This is a genomic window from Naumannella huperziae (assembly GCF_054073625.1).
Genome location: NZ_JBSXPH010000001.1, coordinates 1,341,210 through 1,356,738, shown reverse-complemented (window position 1 = coordinate 1,356,738; position 15,529 = coordinate 1,341,210). Strand labels below are relative to the sequence as shown.

At 70.8% G+C, this 15,529-nt stretch carries 13 protein-coding genes; 8 read left to right on the top strand and 5 right to left on the bottom strand.

Features of this window, described 5'->3' with window-relative positions:
- Window positions 1–39: 39 nt before the first annotated feature.
- Both ACXDC7_RS06475 and ACXDC7_RS06470 read left to right on the top strand, forming a co-directional pair.
- Window positions 40–465: an RbsD/FucU family protein gene (locus tag ACXDC7_RS06475; RefSeq protein ID WP_459221580.1), complete on the top strand. Its 426-nt coding sequence runs from the start codon at window positions 40–42 to the stop codon at window positions 463–465.
- Window positions 466–493: 28 nt separating this feature from the next.
- Window positions 494–2,146 (top strand): FAD-binding dehydrogenase, encoded by a 1,653-nt coding sequence (locus ACXDC7_RS06470; RefSeq protein ID WP_459221579.1) that lies wholly within the window; start codon window positions 494–496, stop codon window positions 2,144–2,146.
- A 5-nt stretch (window positions 2,147–2,151) separates the two neighbouring features.
- Here ACXDC7_RS06470 and ACXDC7_RS06465 read toward each other — a convergent pair whose 3' ends face one another.
- A complete protein-coding gene (locus tag ACXDC7_RS06465) occupies window positions 2,152–3,099 on the bottom strand; it encodes a helix-turn-helix transcriptional regulator (RefSeq protein ID WP_459221578.1) in 948 nt (315 codons plus the stop codon).
- 120 nt (window positions 3,100–3,219) lie between these two features.
- On the opposite strand from ACXDC7_RS06465, the gene ACXDC7_RS06460 reads away from it, so the two are divergent.
- From ACXDC7_RS06460 to ACXDC7_RS06445, 4 genes are all read left to right on the top strand, one after another.
- The gene (locus ACXDC7_RS06460; RefSeq protein WP_459221577.1) at window positions 3,220–4,356 is read left to right on the top strand and encodes an epoxide hydrolase family protein; all 1,137 of its coding nucleotides are present in this window, start codon (window positions 3,220–3,222) and stop codon (window positions 4,354–4,356) included.
- A gap of 130 nt (window positions 4,357–4,486) precedes the next feature.
- The gene (gene cysK / locus ACXDC7_RS06455) at window positions 4,487–5,416 is read left to right on the top strand and encodes a cysteine synthase A (protein WP_179444297.1); all 930 of its coding nucleotides are present in this window, start codon (window positions 4,487–4,489) and stop codon (window positions 5,414–5,416) included.
- Between the two features lie 32 nt (window positions 5,417–5,448).
- Window positions 5,449–6,057 (top strand): serine O-acetyltransferase EpsC, encoded by a 609-nt coding sequence (gene epsC, locus ACXDC7_RS06450; protein WP_459221576.1) that lies wholly within the window; start codon window positions 5,449–5,451, stop codon window positions 6,055–6,057.
- A gap of 47 nt (window positions 6,058–6,104) precedes the next feature.
- Window positions 6,105–7,136, top strand: a complete 1,032-nt coding sequence (locus ACXDC7_RS06445; RefSeq protein ID WP_179444299.1) for an Rv2578c family radical SAM protein — start codon at window positions 6,105–6,107, stop codon at window positions 7,134–7,136.
- 25 nt (window positions 7,137–7,161) lie between these two features.
- Here ACXDC7_RS06445 and ACXDC7_RS06440 read toward each other — a convergent pair whose 3' ends face one another.
- From ACXDC7_RS06440 to guaB, 3 genes are read right to left on the bottom strand one after another with little or no spacing between them, the layout of a single operon-like run.
- Window positions 7,162–7,446: a chorismate mutase gene (locus tag ACXDC7_RS06440; protein WP_179446419.1), complete on the bottom strand. Its 285-nt coding sequence runs from the start codon at window positions 7,444–7,446 to the stop codon at window positions 7,162–7,164.
- A 14-nt stretch (window positions 7,447–7,460) separates the two neighbouring features.
- The gene (locus ACXDC7_RS06435; protein WP_179444300.1) at window positions 7,461–8,564 is read right to left on the bottom strand and encodes a GuaB3 family IMP dehydrogenase-related protein; all 1,104 of its coding nucleotides are present in this window, start codon (window positions 8,562–8,564) and stop codon (window positions 7,461–7,463) included.
- Window positions 8,565–8,600: 36 nt separating this feature from the next.
- The gene (guaB, locus tag ACXDC7_RS06430; RefSeq protein WP_459221575.1) at window positions 8,601–10,121 is read right to left on the bottom strand and encodes an IMP dehydrogenase; all 1,521 of its coding nucleotides are present in this window, start codon (window positions 10,119–10,121) and stop codon (window positions 8,601–8,603) included.
- 141 nt (window positions 10,122–10,262) lie between these two features.
- Between guaB and ACXDC7_RS06425 the strand changes: the two genes are divergently transcribed.
- Both ACXDC7_RS06425 and ACXDC7_RS06420 read left to right on the top strand, forming a co-directional pair.
- Entirely contained in the window at window positions 10,263–12,449 is a 2,187-nt protein-coding gene (locus ACXDC7_RS06425; RefSeq protein WP_459221574.1) for an alpha-N-acetylglucosaminidase TIM-barrel domain-containing protein, read from the top strand.
- Between the two features lie 69 nt (window positions 12,450–12,518).
- A complete protein-coding gene (locus ACXDC7_RS06420; protein ID WP_459221573.1) occupies window positions 12,519–14,072 on the top strand; it encodes an AbgT family transporter in 1,554 nt (517 codons plus the stop codon).
- Here the strand turns inward: ACXDC7_RS06420 and mptB are convergent.
- Complete coding sequence (mptB, locus tag ACXDC7_RS06415) at window positions 14,024–15,511, bottom strand: polyprenol phosphomannose-dependent alpha 1,6 mannosyltransferase MptB (protein ID WP_459221572.1); 1,488 nt, start codon at window positions 15,509–15,511, stop codon at window positions 14,024–14,026. The two genes, ACXDC7_RS06420 and mptB, sit on opposite strands and share 49 nt — an antisense overlap.
- Between the last annotated feature and the right edge of the window lie 18 nt (window positions 15,512–15,529).

The window sequence follows — 15,529 nt, the reverse complement described above, 5'->3', positions numbered from 1 at the left end:
TGATGTCGCCCCGGCGGCCCGGGTGACAGACTGGCGCCCATGCTGAAGTCGATCGACCCGCTGCTGAGCGGTGCGTGTCTGCATCTGCTCGACGAGATGGGACACGGTGACCAACTGGGTCTCGTGGACCGCAATTTCCCGGCGCACCGCTACGGCAAACCGGTGATCGACCTGCGCGGGGCCGACACCGCTGCGGCGGCGCGTGCGCTGTTCAGCGTGTTGCCCTTGGACTCGTTCGTGACCGAGCCGATCCGGCGGATGGAGATCGACGACGCCCCGGAGAAGATCAACGAGTCGACCGCGGCCCTGCAGGACCTCGCCGATGCGGCACACGGCGCGCCGGTCCGCATCGGCTCGCTGGAGCGGTTCGCGTTCTACGACGCGGCGCAGCAGGCGTACGCCTTCGTGCAGACGGGCGAGACGATCGGCTACAGCTGCTACCTGATCCGCAAGGGGGTGGTCTGAGATGGTCGGCACCAGAACGGAGGGCGGCGTGCTGCGGCATGAGGCCGACGTGATCGTGATCGGCGCCGGGCTGTCGGGGTTGGTGGCGGCGTGCGAGGCCGCCGAGCAGGGCCGGTCGGTGCTGGTCGTCGACGGCGAGGGCCCGCAGAGCCTCGGCGGGCAGGCGTTCTGGTCGTTCGGTGGGCTGCTGTTGGTCGATTCGCCCGAGCAGCGCCGGCTCGGCATCCGCGACTCCCCCGAGCTGGCGCACGCCGACTGGCTGGGCGCCGCGCAGTTCGAGGACGGGCCGAATGACGCGCAGGCCCGCCAGTGGGCGCGGGCGTACCTCGAGTTCGCCTCGGGCGAGCTGCGCGAGTGGCTGCGCCGGCTGGCCGTCGGGCTGTTCCCGGTGGTCGGCTGGGCCGAGCGCGGCGGGCAGCCGGCCGGCGGGCACGGCAACTCCGTACCCCGCTTCCACATCGTCTGGGGAACCGGCCCGGCGCTGCTGCACCCGTTCGTGGCGCGGGCGCTCGCGTCGCCGTTGATCACCTTCGCCCATCGTCACCTGGTCCGCGACCTCTCGGTCACCGGCGAGATCACGGTGAGCGGCGACCTGCTCGCGCCGGACGACGCCGAGCGTGGCCGACCGACCAACCGGGACGTGGTCGGATCGTTCACCGCGCGGGGCGAATCGGTGATCATCGCCAGCGGCGGCATCGGCGGGAACCTCGACTTGGTCCGCGAGTTCTGGCCCGGTCGCGCCCCGGAGAAGTTGATCAAGGGCGTGCCCGACTACGTCGACGGCTCGATGCTGCCGATCGCCGAGGCCGCGGGCGGCGCGCTGGTCAACCGGAACCGGATGTGGCACTACCCCGAGGGCGTGATCAACCACTCGCCGCTGTGGACCGATCACGGGATTCGGATCCTGCCCGGGCCGTCGTCGCTGTGGCTGGACGCGAACGGCGTACGCCTGCCGCCGCCGAACTTTCCCGGCTTCGACGCGCTCGGCGCGCTCCGGGCGATCACCGAGCAGGGTCATGATCATTCCTGGTTCGTCACCGACGCGGCAACGGTGGCGAAGGAGTTCGCGCTGTCGGGCTCGGAGCAGAACTCCGACCTGACCGGCAAGGACCTGCGGATGTTCGGCCGGCGGACGGGCGGGCGACCGACGGCGGAGGTCCGCCGGTTCGTCCGCGAGGGCGTGGACTTCCTCACCGCGGGCACGGTCGGCGACCTCGCCGCCCAGATGAACGCGCTGGAGCCGGACCACACCGTCGATGGCGACGCCTTGTTGGAGCTGATCCGGGAGCGGGATCTGCAGATCCGGGCCGGGCTCGGCAAGGACCCGCAGGTGGTCGCCCTGCGCGCGGCGCGCAACTATCTCGGCGACCGGTTGATGCGGATCGCGTCGCCGCACCCGATGCTGGCCGGGAACGGCCCGCGCCGCGGCGCCGGCGGCCCGCTCGTCGCCGTGCGGCTGCACCCGCTGACCCGCAAGACGCTCGGCGGCCTGCAGACCGACCTGGAGGGCCGGGTGCTCGCGCCGGACGGTACGCCGCTGCCCGGGGTGTTCGCCGCGGGCGAGGCGGCCGGGTTCGGCGGCGGCGGCGTGCACGGCCACCGCGCGCTGGAGGGCACCTTCCTCGGCGGGTGCCTGCTGAGCGGCCGGATCGCCGGGCGGAGCGCCGCGGCCCTGGGCTGACCTGCTCAGCCGCCGGCGAGGGCGTGCGCGCGGTCGGCCAGCCGGTCCAGCTCGTCGCGCAGGGCGGCCGGGGCGATCACGCGTACGCCCACGTCGAGGCCGAGCACCCAGCGCGCGAGCCCCGGCAGATGGTGCGGCAACGCGCGGATGATGCCGTGCGCGCCGCCGGGGCGATCCACCAGCTCCATCCGGTACGCCGGCGCCAGCTCGCGGGCCCGTCGCGCGTCGACGTCGAACGCGAACTCGCAGATCACCGGGTCCTCGGCCGACCGGCGTACCCCCGCCGCGACCAGGGCCGGCGCGTCGAGCTCGTCCGGGGCGCGCACGATGATCTCGGTCCGGCGCACGGTTGCCACCCGGTCGATCCGGAACACCCGGATGTCTCGCCGCAGCCCGCAGAAGCCGACCAGGTACCAGTGGCCCGCCATCCGCACCACCTCGTAGGGGTCGACCGGGCGACGGGTCGGCGTACCGGACCCCGAGCGGTACGCGAGTTCGACCCGGTGCCGTCGCGCCACCGCGACGCACAGGTCGAGCAGCACCTCCGCGCGCACCGGGTCGGCGCCGAGCAGCGAGACCGGCTCCTCGGGCCGGACGTCGGCCAGCGCCGCGACGCGCTCGCCGAAGCGATCCGTCAGCACCCGGCCGAGCCGAAGGCGTGCGGACCGCGCCATCGCCGACAGCCGCGGGTCGGCGGCAACCGCGCCGAGGGCCAGCGCGAGCGCCAGCGCCTCGTCCTCGGTGAAGCGCAGCGCCGGCAGGTGGGTGTCGCGGATCAGCCGGACCCCGCCGCCGCGCCCGCGCCGCACGTCGAGCACGACGCCGCCCTCGCGGGCCCGGGCCAGATCGCGGCGTACCGTCCGCTCGGTCACGCCGAGCTCGCGCGCGAGCTCGGCGACCGTCGCGCCGGGCACGCCGCGCAGGTGGTCCAGCAGCCGGGTCATCCGATCCATACGCGACATTCTTTCGCTTTTCCGGACAACTAGTGTCCGATTTGGACCCTAGTTTGGAGTTGTCGCCGCGCGGAGCGGCACCGGCGGGAGCCCGCCGACCACGACAAAGGAGGGTCCGCCGTGACCGCAACCCCATTCCGACTCGAGATCCCCGCCGACGAGGTCGCCGACCTGCGCCGCCGACTGGCCGACACCCGGTTCCCGACGGTGGCGGCGAACCGCGACTTCGCCCGGGGCACCTCCGGTGAGTACCTGCGCGAGCTCGTGGCGTACTGGCTCGACGGGTACGACTGGTCGCGCGAGCAGGCCCGGCTGAACGAGATCCCCCAGTTCGTCGCCGAGGTGACCGGCGCCGAGGGGCCCGTGCGCCTGCACTTCGTGCACCGCGTCAGCACCCGGCAGGACGCGCGCCCGCTGTTGTTGCTGCACGGCTGGCCGGACACGCCGTTTCGGTACCGGCGGGTGCTGGACGCGCTGGCCGAGCCCGAGGATCCCGCGGCGCCGGCGTTCCATGTGATCGCGCCGTCGCTGCCCGGGTTTCCGCTGACCGGCGGCCCGGCGCGACCCCCGAAGGAGACGGCGGGGCTGTTGACCGAACTGATGCGGACCGAGCTCGGGTACGAGCGGTTCCTGGTCGGCGGTGGCGACTGGGGCACGGTGATCGGGATGGAGCTGGCCAGGCAGCAGCCCGAGGCCGTGAGCGGGCTGTTCCTGACCAATGCCGACTACCCGACCGGCCAGGAGCCGGACCTGAGCGAGGCCGAGCAGGAGTACGCGGCCTGGATCGGGCGCTGGTTCATGACCCAGGGCGCGTACGCGATGGTGCAGTCGACCAAGCCGCAGATCGTCGGGCCCGCGCTGTCGGACTCCCCCGCGGGGCTGGCCGCGTTCCAGCTCGGGCTGATCGACACCGGCGCCGACGATCACGATGTCGAGGCGGCCTTCGGCGACCGGGACGAGTTGCTGACCAACTTCTGCCTGTACTGGTTCAGCAACACCGCGGCCTCCGCGGCGGACGCCTATTACGAGGCGGCAGCCGGGGGTTGGGGCGCACCCCCGCCCGCCGCGCCGACCGTGCCCGCCGGGGTGGCGGTCTTCCCGCGGGAGGGGCAGTCGCCCCGGGAGTGGTGCGAGCGGCAGTTGAACCTCGTCCGCTACACGAAGATGCCCCGCGGCGGTCACTTCGCCGCGCTGGAGGTCCCGGACGATTTCGTTGCCGAGGTCCGCGCCTTCGCCGGCGACGTCGCCGGACGCTAGGTCGGCGTACCGGTCGCGCCGGCGAGCGCCGGCGCGACCGCGCCCGGTCCCGCCGATGGTTGAACACGATTGAAATTTCACATGTCGAGATGTTTGGAATCCGGTCGCGCGCTCGGGTGTTCTAGTGGCCATGCAGATCTTCGAAGATGCGACGAAACTCGTCGGGCGTACCCCGCTGGTGAAGCTGAACCGCGTGACCGGCGAGAACGACGCCACGGTCCTCGGCAAGCTCGAGTTCTACAACCCGGCCAACTCCGTCAAGGACCGCATCGGCGCGGCGATCATCGATGCCGCCGAGGCGTCCGGTGAGCTGAAGCCGGGCGGCACGATCGTGGAGGGCACGTCGGGCAATACCGGCATCGCGCTCGCGTTCGTCGGCGCGGCCCGCGGCTACAAGGTCGTGCTGGCCATGCCGGAGACCATGTCGCTGGAGCGTCGCGCGCTGCTTCGCGCCTTCGGCGCCGAGCTGATCCTCACCCCGGGCTCGGAGGGCATGAAGGGCGCCGTCGCCAAGGCCGAGGAGCTGGCCAAGGCCGACAACACCGTCCTGGCCCGGCAGTTCGCGAACCCGGCCAACGTGAAGATCCACCGCGAGACCACCGCCGAGGAGGTCTGGAACGACACCGACGGCCAGGTCGACATCTTCGTCGCCGGCATCGGCACCGGCGGCACGGTGACGGGCGTCGGCCAGGTGCTCAAGGAGCGCAAGCCGGAGGTCAAGATCGTGGCCGTCGAGCCCAAGGAGTCGCCGCTGCTCACCGAGGGCACCGCCGGCCCGCACAAGATCCAGGGCATCGGCGCCAACTTCGTGCCCGAGATCCTCGACCGCGACGTGATCGACGAGATTATCCCGGTCGACGCGGACACCGCGGTTAAGTACGCCCGGGATGCCGCCGCCCAGGAGGGCCTGCTGGTCGGCATCTCCTCCGGCGCCGCGATCGCCGCCGCCGCCGAACTGGCCAATCGGCCGGAGAACGCGGGCAAGACCATCGTCGCGATCATCCCCGACTTCGGCGAGCGCTACCTGTCCACCATCCTCTACTCGGACCTGCTGAACTGACGTCGTCCGCGGCCGGGCACGGAGGAGTGATCATGGTCGACAATCCTGCTGATCAGCCCGCGCGCGAGGCGAGCGGTGGCCTGCTCGCTCGCGCCCGTGCCCGGTTCGCCGAAGACTTCGACGCCGCCTTCCGCAACGACCCGGCCGCGCGCAGCCGCCTCGAACTCGTGCTCGCCTACCCGGGCCTGCACGCCGTCTGGGCACACCGGATCGCGCATGCGCTGTGGCGCAGGCCGGCGCTGCGGATTCCCGCGCGGGTCGTGTCGAACATCGCGCGCACCCTGACCGGCATCGAGATCCACCCCGGCGCGACCATCGGCCGTCGCTTCTTCATCGACCACGGTTCCGGCGTCGTGATCGGCGAGACCGCCGAGATCGGCGACGATGTGATGCTCTACCACCAGGTCACCCTCGGCGGCCGCACCCTGAACCGGGGCAAGCGGCACCCCACCCTCGAAGACGGCGTGGTCGCCGGTGCCGGGGCCAAGATCCTCGGCCCGGTGACCGTCGGCGCCTATTCCCGGGTCGGCGCCAATTCCGTCGTCACCAAGGACGTCCCGCCCGGCAGCACCGTGGTCGGCGTACCGGGCAAGGTGCGCACCGCCGCCGACGCCCCGCTCGAACCGGAGTGGATCATCTGACGCTACACCGTCCCGACCACCCGCCGAACATGTGTTCTAATTGACGGGTGCGATGGGACAGCCAACTGCTCGACGCGACCGACGACGCGGCACTGCCCGGGATGACCTCGGGCCGGGCCCTGCTGCGGACCTTCGACACCCCGGAGTTCCGCGGCATGCAGTTCCTGGAGGTCGCCGCTCGCAGCGCCCTGAACAAGGTGCCCGGCGACGGGTTCATGGCCGGCGCCACCACGATCAACCCCTACCGCGGCTGCCAGCACGCGTGCGTCTACTGCTTCGCCCGCAATACCCACACCTATCTCGATCTCGACGCCGGAGCCGACTTCGATTCCCGGATCGTGGTCAAGATCAACATCGCCGAGGTGCTGGCCGGGGAGCTCGGCCGTCGGCGCGAGCTTCCTGAGCGGGTGATGCTCGGCACGAACACCGATCCCTACCAGCGGGCCGAGGGTCGCTATCGCCTGCTGCCCAAGATCATCCGCGCGCTGGCCCGGCACGGCGTCGGTATCTCCATCCTGACCAAGGGGTCACTGGTCCGCCGCGACCTGCCGCTGCTGGCCGAGGCGGCGCGCAGCGTACCCGTCGACATCTCGCTGTCGATCGCGATCTTCGACGACGAGTTGCAGCAACGCATCGAGCCGGGTACGCCCACCACCGCCGCCCGCCTCGCCACCGTGCGGGCGGTCCGCGACGCCGGGCTCGGCTGCGGCGTGCTCGCGATGCCGATCCTCCCCGGCCTGACCGACGGCGATGATCATCTCGACCGGGCCTTCGCCCGGCTGGCCGAGGCCGGGGCGACCTCGGCCACGATGGGCCCGCTGCACCTGCGCAAGGGCGCCCGCGAGTGGTACTTCGCCTGGCTGCGCCGCGAGCGAGGCGACCTGGTCGGGCTGTATGAGGAGCTGTACGCCACCGGCGCCTACGCCGCCAAGGGCTACCGCGACGAGCTCGCCGCCCGCATCGTCCGCGCCCGCTCCCGGCACCGGTTCGAACGCGCCCCGGGACCACGGGGCCGCGCCCGGCCCGCCGGGCCCCGGCCGCGAGCCGCACCGCAACCGGCCGCCGACCCGCTGTTCTGATCGCCGATGGGCTCCGCGAGGCGGCTCAGCCGTGCTCGCCGGCGATCGCCTCGTGATGGCGGACCACCTCGGCGACGATGAAGTTGATGAACTTCTCCGCGAAATCGGGATCGAGATTGGCCTCGACGGCCAGCGCCCGCAGGCGTTCGATCTGCCGGGCCTCCCGCCCCGGATCGGCGGGGGGCAGCCCGTGCGTGGCCTTGATCTCCCCCACCCGCTGGGTGATCTTGAACCGTTCGGCCAGCAGATGCAGCAGCGCGGCATCCATGTTGTCGATGCTGCCGCGCAGGCGTACCAGCTCCTCCGGCAGCGCGCCCGGATCGCTCACGAGACGACGACCTCGACCCGCTGAAACTCCTTGACCTCGGTATAGCCCGTGGTCGCCATCGCGCGGCGCAGGGCGCCGACCAGGTTCATCGTGCCGTCCGGGACGCGGGACGGCCCCAGCAAGATCTCGCGCAGCGTACCGATCGGCGCCTGCGGCACCCGCTCACCGCGCGGCAGCTCCGCGTGCCACGCCTCCGCTCCCCAGTGCCAGCCCCGGCCCGGCGCCTCCTCGGCCCTGGCGAGCGGGCTGCCGACCATCACGGCATCGGCGCCGCAGGCGATGGCCGTGGCGATCTGCCCGGACTTGCCGATCGAGCCGTCGGCGATCAGGTGCACATAGCGGCCGCCGGACTCGTCGAGATAGTCGCGCCGCGCCTCGGCCACGTCGGCAATCGCCGAGGCCATCGGCACCGCGATGCCGAGCACGTCGCGGGTGGTGTGCGCGGCGCCGCCGCCGAAGCCGACCAGCACCCCGGCCGCGCCGGTCCGCATCAGGTGCAGGGCCGCCTGGTAGGTCGCGCAGCCGCCCACGATCACCGGCACGTCCAGGTCGTAGATGAACTTCTTCAGGTTCAGCGGCTCGCGATCGCTCGAGACGTGCTCGGCGGAGACCGTGGTGCCGCGGATCACGAAGAAGTCCACGCCCGCGGCCTCGACGACCTGGTAGTAGTCCTGCGTGTGCTGCGGCGACAGCGCCCCGGCGACCGGTACGCCCGCGGCCCGGATCTCCTTCATCCGCTCGGTGATCAACTCCGGCTTGATCGGTTCGGCATAGATCTGCTGCATCCGACGGGTCACCTCGAGCTGATCATCGATGCCCGCCAGCTCCGCGAGCACCGGCTCGGGATCGGCGTACCGGGTCCACAGTCCCTCCAGGTTCAGCACGCCGAGCCCGCCGAGCTTCCCGACCTCGATCGCGGTCGCCGGCGACATGATCGAATCCATCGGCGCGGCGATCAGCGGGAAGTCCAGCGTCAGCGCGTCGATCTTCCAGGTCAGGGAGACCTCCTCCGCCCCGCGGGTGCGGCGCGACGGGACGATGGCCACGTCATCGAGGGAATAGGCCCGGTTGGCGCGCTTGCTACGGCCGATGTCGATCATGGTCACGTCCTCGGTGGTGGTGGATGGCGGGCGCGATCAGCTCGTGGCGTAGTTCGGCGCCTCGACGGTCATCTGGATGTCGTGCGGGTGCGATTCGCGCAGCCCGGCGGAGGTGATCCGCACGAAGCGGCCCTTGGCATGCAGCTCCGGCACGGTCTGGGCCCCGGTGTAGAACATCGACTGCCGCAGCCCGCCGACCAACTGGTACGCCACGGCGCTGAGCGGGCCGCGATAGGGCACCTGACCCTCGATCCCCTCGGGCACCAGCTTGTCGTCGCTGGCCACATCGCCCTGGAAGTAGCGGTCCTTGGAGTAGGAGCCCTTGCGTCCGCGGGCGGCCATCGCGCCGAGCGAACCCATCCCCCGGTAGGTCTTGAACTGCTTGCCGTTGATGAAGGTCAGCTCGCCCGGGCTCTCGTCACAGCCGGCGAGCAGACTGCCCAGCATCACCGCGTCCGCGCCGGCGACCAGCGCCTTGGCGATGTCGCCGGAGTACTGCAGCCCGCCGTCGCCGATCACCGGCACGCCGGCCGCGCGGCAGGCCCGGGCCGCATCGTGGATCGCCGTCACCTGCGGTACGCCGACGCCGGCCACCACCCGGGTGGTGCAGATCGAACCCGGCCCGACGCCGACCTTGACGGCATCGGCGCCCGCCTCGCACAGCGCCTTCGCCCCGGCATGGGTCGCCACATTGCCGCCGACGATGTCGACATGCTCGGCGAGCGGTTCGGTCTTCAGCTTGGCGATCATGTCGAGCACGCCGCGCGCGTGGCCGTTGGCGGTGTCGACCACGAGCAGATCGACACCCTCCTCGACCAGCGCCATCGCGCGCTCCCAGGAGTCGCCGAAGAAGCCGACGGCGGCACCCACGCGGAGCCGGCCCTGGTCGTCCTTGGAGGCATGCGGGTACTGGTCGGACTTCACGAAGTCCTTCAGCGTGATCAGACCGGTCAGCCGGCCGGCGTCATCGACCAGGGGAAGCTTCTCGATCTTGTGCTGGGCGAGCAGGGCCATCGCCTCGTCGGGCTTGATCCCCTGCCGGCCCGTCACCAGCGGCATCGGGGTCATCACCTCGCGTACCGGCCGCGAGCCGTTGCTCTCGAAACGCATGTCGCGATTGGTCACGATGCCGAGCAGCACGTTGTCGGGGCCGACCACGGGGATGCCGGAGATCCGGTAGTGCCCGCACAACTCGTCGGCCTGCGCCAGCGTCGCATCCGGGCCGATGGTGATCGGCTCGTCGACCATCCCGGCCTCCGAGCGCTTGACCTGGTCGACCATCGCGGCCTGGTCGGCGATGGAGAGGTTGCGGTGCAGGATGCCGAGGCCACCCTCGCGCGCCATCGCCACGGCCATCCGCGTCTCGGTGACGGTGTCCATCGCCGAGGAGAGCAGCGGGATGCGTACCTCGATCCGTTTCGACACCCGCGAAGTGGTGTCGGCCTCGCTGGGGATCACGTCGGTCTCGTTGGGCTGCAACAAGACATCGTCGAAGGTCAGTCCGAGGGTGGCAAACGGCGCGGGTACGCCGGACGGGGAGAGCTGATCGTCGGGCACTCGCCAATGGTAGTGCGTCGCCGCGGGCCCCGCGCCGCCGGAGGCGCGGTTGACCACGGTGTACCGCTGGCACGCAATCTGTGTTTATCTGTTCATATCTGTGTTTCAAATCGTAGTTTTTACGCTCAAAGGAGAGCATCTATGAACGCGCCCTTTGCTCGGCGGACCCTCCTCGCCGCGACCGCCGCCGGCGTTGCGGCGGCCGCACTCGGCGGCACCGAGACCGCCCGTGCGGTGCGGCCCGTGTTCTCCACCAAACCGGCCGTGGACGCCGTCCGGCGCGTGGCCGGACGCCGTGCCGCGGCCCAGATCCACTTCCGCGCAGTGCGCGCCGACGAGGAATACTTCCGGATCAGCGGCGAGCGCGGCCGACCCGTCATCGAGGGCACCTCCCCAGTCGTGTTGTTGACCGGATTCAACTGGTACCTCAAGTACGTGCTCGCCGCCGACGTGTCCTGGGACGCCGCGCAGGTCGACCTGCCCAACCCGCTGCCCGCACCGCGGACGGAGATCCGACAGCGCGCCAATGCCGGCCGACGCCTGTTCGGCAACGACATCTGGACCGACTACACCGGCCCACACTGGACCTTCGAGGACTGGGAGCGCGAGATCGACATCCTCGCGCTGCAGGGCTACAACGCGATCTTCATGCCCGTTGGCATGGAGGACGTCGCGCACCGGATGCTTCAGGAGTTCGGTTACAGCCGCGCCGAGGCGCTCGCCTGGACCGCCCCGGCGGCACACCGCGCCGCCGGGATGTGGCAGGGCGGTTGGACGCTGGAGGACGGCGGGATCAGCGAGGCTGACCAGCAGCGTCGGGTGAAGCTCGGCCAGCGGATCGCCGAGCGGATGCGGGCACTCGGCATGAAGCCCCTGGTGCCGGGCTTCGTCGGCTTCGTGCCCGAGGATTTCGCCGAACGCAATCCGGGAGCGGAGGTCGCCGACCGCGGCTACTGGTTCACCCAGCGCATGCTGTCGTGGCTGAATCCGGACTCCGCGCCCTACCGCGAGGCCGCGGCGCGCTTCTACGCGATCCAGCGTGAGCTGTTCGGCGAGTTCGAACTCTTCGCGATGAATCCGTTCACCGAGGGCGGCAGGTCGCCCTACCCGCTCGACATTGCCGGCCGCGCCATCCAGGAGACCCTGCAGGCGAACGTGCCCGGCGGAATCTGGCAGATGCACGGCTGGCAGGAGAATCCGAAGAGCGAGATGCTCACCCACCTCGATCCGAAGACCACCTGGATCGTCGACTTCGTCTCCGACCGCTACTCGGGTCTCGATCGGGAGAAGACCTGGGGCGGGATTCCGTACGCCTTCGGGCCCGTCTGGAACTACGGCGGACACACCACGATGGGCGCAAATCTCGGCGTGTGGAACACCCGCTACCACGAGTGGCGCAACAAACCAGGCAGTTCCCTCGACGGAATCGCGCTGTCCCCCGAGGGCGGTCATGGCGACGTCTTGCCGCTGCAGTTCTTCGCCGAGCTCGCCTGGCGCGACGAGCCGGTCGATCTGGACCAATGGATGGCCGACTACGCGACCCGCCGTTACGGCGCCTCGGACCAGAACGCGACGAGGGCCTGGCAGGCGATGGGCCGCACGGCGTACCGGATGCCGGCCGACGGGTGGCACGAGGCCCAGGACGGGTTGTTCGCGGCGCGCCCCGCGCTGGATGTGCGTACCGCCGCGGAGTGGTCGCCGAAATCGATCCGCTACGACGCCGGCGAGTTCGCGACGGCGCTGCCGGCACTGCTTGCCGTGGCGCCGGTGCTGCGCGACAGCGACACCTACCGGTTGGACCTGATGAGCGTGGCGCGGCAGGTCCTGGACAACAACTCGCGCGCGTTGCTGCCCCGGATCCGGTCTGCCTACCGCGACAGCGACCTGGATACCTTCAACGAGCTGACCGCGAGCTGGCTGGACCAGATGCGCCTGCAGGACGACCTGGTCGGCACGATCCGCGGGTTCCAACTCGGCCCGTGGATCGCGCAGGCGCGCGCGTCGGCAGGCGATGCCGGGGAGGAGGATCGCTACGTCTATGACTACAAGGAGATGCTCACGCTCTGGGGCAATGACGCGCTCGCCGACGGTGGCCTCAACGACTACTGCAACCGCGGTTGGCAGGACCTGATCGGCACGTTCTACCTGCCGCGCTGGGAACGGTACTTCGCCACCCTGCGCACCGCACTGGAGAGCGGATCGGAACCGGAGCGGATCGATTGGAACGCGATGGAGCGCGCCTGGGTGGCCGATGTGGATCGCGATTTCGCCATGACGCCCTCCGGCGAAACCTACGCGCTGGCGAAGCGGGTCGAGTCTGAGTGGTGACCTCGGGATCCGGTCGCGGTGTGGGTAACTAGGGTACGGACGCATCGTCCCCCACCCCGGAGGTAGCCCGTGAGCGCGTCCGCCCCGCAGGCCCAACCGGAATCCCGCGCGCTGCGGGCGGCGTTCCGGGTCTTCTCCGTCATCGAGCGGGTCGGCAACAAGCTGCCCGCGCCGTTCTGGCTGTTCGTCATCCTGGCCGTGGTCGTGATCGTGCTCAGCGCGATCCTCGCGGCCGCGGGCGTGGCCGCGGTGAACCCGGCCAACGGCAAGACCGTCGCCGTGCAGAGCCTGCTGTCGCGCGAGGGCGTCGCGATGATCGTCTCCTCGGCGACGGACAACTACGCGAAGTTCCCGCCGATGGCGACCATCATCACCACAATGCTCGGCATCGCGATCGCGGACCGGAGCGGGCTGATCGAGGCGTTCTTGCGCAACTCGCTGGCGCGCGTACCCGCCCGGTTCGCGACCTTCGCGCTGTCCCTGGCGGCCATGTTCGGCCATGTCGCCGGCGATGCGGCCTATGTCACGCTCATCCCGCTCGGCGCCTTGCTGTTCCGCTCGCTCGGCCGCTCGCCGATCCTCGGCATCATCGTCGCCTTCGTCTCGATCTCGGCCGGCTACGACGCCGCGCCGATCCTGACCACCACCGATGTGTTGTTGTCCTCGATCAGCACCGCGGCGGCGCAGACCATCGACCCGGCCTATGTCGTGACCCCGGTGTCGAACTACTTCTTCGCGCTGGCGTCCTCGGTGATCATCGCGCTGACCATCACGATCGTCACCGAGACCCTGCTCGCCAGGCGGCCCGAACTCGTCGCCGATACCGACGCCGAGGGGCTGGCCGCCGATGCCGCCAAGGAGGTGACGACGGTCGAGCGCCGCGCGCTGCGGATGAGCGGGATCCTCGCGGCGGTGCTGTTGATCGCGCTGGTCGTCGCGATGGTGCCGGAGGGTTCGTGGCTGCGCGGCGAGGACGGTGGGATCACCGACTCGCCGGTGTTCAGCGGAATGGCCTGGCTGATCGGAATCTTCTTCGCCCTGCTCGGCATCTGCTACGGCCGGATCACCGGGTCGATCCGGTCCGCCTCCGACATCACCGATGCGATGGTCGACGGGTTCAAGCAGATGGCCCCGATCCTGGTCCTGTTCTTCGCGATCGCACAGTTCCTGGCCTATTTCAAGTGGTCCGGGATCGGTGAGGTGCTGGCGATCACCGGGGCCGAGGCGCTGCGCGGCGCCAATGCCCCGTCGCTGGGCATCCTGCTCGGGATGGGCGTGGTGATCTCGCTGCTCAATCTGATGATCACCTCCGGCTCGGCGATGTGGTCGCTGGCCTCGCCGATCTTCGTGCCGATGTTGATGCTGCTCGGCATCCCGCCGGAGACGACCCAGGCGATGTACCGGATCGCCGATTCGGTGACGAACTGCGTGACCCCGATGAGCCCGTACTTCGCGCTCACCCTCGGTTTCCTGCAGCGCTATCGCGCCTCCGCGGGGATCGGCACGCTGGCGAGCTTCACGATCCCGCTGGCGATGGTCGTCTGGGTGGTGTGGATGGCGCTGTTCTGCGTCTTCTACCTGCTCGGCATCCCGTTCGGGCCGGGGGCGCCGGCCACCCTCTGAGCGACGAGCCGGCGCAGTGGCGTACCCAACCGGCCATAGGCGAGCTGGTCGATGATCACCGCCGCGCCGATCCCGATGGCGATCTGGGCGAGCACGATCCAGCCGAGGTACTCCGCCATCGACAGATAGACCAAGATCATCACCAGGCCCCCGACGGCGAGCCGTTCGGCCCAACGACCGAAGCGCGCCAGGGCGAGGAAACAGGTGCCCCAGGCGAGATACCAGCCGTGCAGCACGGCCCCGGTCAGCGCCACGGCGAAGAGACTGATCACCAACACCCGCCAGGGGTTGCGCGGCGCGTAGCGCCACACCGCGGCGGCGATGATCAGCACCAGCGCGGCCCGGCCGAGCCAGGACGCAACGATCGCGGGTACGCCGAACTGGACCAGCAGGTTGACCGGCGCCGGGCTGAGCACGCTGCCGGGCAGCGCGAGCGAGGTGAGCCAGCCGAAGCCGAAGGTGGCCGCGGAGACGAGCGCGAACGTGCCGATCGAGATCGCGGCGGTGACGGCGAGCGGGACGGTCATCCCGACCAGATCCGCCCGCCGGGAGCGCACCTGTGGATCGCGCGCCGCCGCACCGAGATCGCCGCGGCGTTGTTCGCCGATCAGGAAGGCCAGGCCCAGCCCGGCGAAGGCGGCCGGCTGCTTCACCGCGACGGCGAGGCCGAGTGCGATCGGGGCGAGCCACAGCCCGTGGCGGCCCAGCCCCAGCCACAGGGCGAGGGCGATCAGTCCGATCATCAGGGCGTCGTTGTGGGCTCCACCGACCAGATGGATGATCACCAGCGGGTTCAGCAGTCCGAGCCAGGCGGCATGGCGCGGATTCGCCCCGGCCGCGCGGGTGAGAGCCGGCAGCAGCGCACCGAGCAGCGCCACCCCGGCGAGGGCGGGCAGCCGCATGGCGATCACGCCCCAGTAGGGGTGGAAGCCGGTGACGGCGGCCGACAGCCAGATCAGGGCGAGGTTGAGCGCCGGGTAGACGGCGGTCGAGCCGCGCCAGAACGCATCGACCTGCTCGGCATAGGGACCGGGCACGGCGGACAGCCCGACCAGATACGGGTTCTGTCCCTGCTGCACGATCCAGGCCTGGTCGGCGTAGAGATAGGGATCGTTGGAGAACACCGGGGGCACCAGCAGCAGCGGCGCCGACCAGGCCGCGAGGACCAGCCAGCGGCTCGGCCCACCCGGGGCGATCATCGCCCGCCGGATCCCGAGCCACGCCGCCACCATGATCGGCACGGCGGCGATCACGGCGATCCGGCCGGCCAGCGTACCCGCCGGATTCGCCAGGGCCGGCGCGACGGCCTGGGCGGGGCTGGCCTCGGGCAGGAACGCGGGGGTGAACATGGCGGCGCCGAGCAGCATCGAGCCCAGGCAGCCGGCGATCAGCGCTGGCACCCAGGACCTGGCCGGCGGGGACGGTGGGGGCGCAGACATCTGCGCCATCATGGCAGG